The organism is Delftia sp. S65 (assembly GCF_016516495.1).
Classification (GTDB): domain Bacteria; phylum Pseudomonadota; class Gammaproteobacteria; order Burkholderiales; family Burkholderiaceae_C; genus Comamonas; species Comamonas acidovorans.
Map to the genome: position 1 here is coordinate 1 of NZ_JACVUR010000110.1, position 330 is coordinate 330.

Sequence of the window (330 nt, forward strand, 5' to 3'; positions counted from 1 at the left end):
GCGATGGGCCAGGCGGTTGGCCTGGGCGTTGAGTTCGCCATAGCTGAGGCTTTGTGCTCCGCAACCCAGAGCGGGCGCATGGGCCTGCCGGCGCGCATGCTGCTCGATGCGGCAGTGCAGGGGATGGCTGGCGGGGAAATGCCCTGATGCCTGGCCGCTGCCCAGCAACTGCTGCGTTTGCGCGACGCCCAGTACGTCCAGCCGGCCCAGAACGGCCTGCGCATTCTGCTCCAGCGCCCCAACGATGCTTTCGATAGCCGCGTCCATATAGACGCACAGCCGCTGGGCACCAATGGACTCGCTGGCCTGCATCACGATGCCGAAGCCCTC

The 330-nt window shown here is 67.0% G+C and carries 1 protein-coding gene; it reads right to left on the bottom strand.

The annotated features are described in order from the left end of the window. Positions 1–330, bottom strand: a 330-nt coding sequence (locus IAE24_RS30035; protein WP_200016425.1) for a hypothetical protein, incomplete at both ends; no start/stop codon positions are given.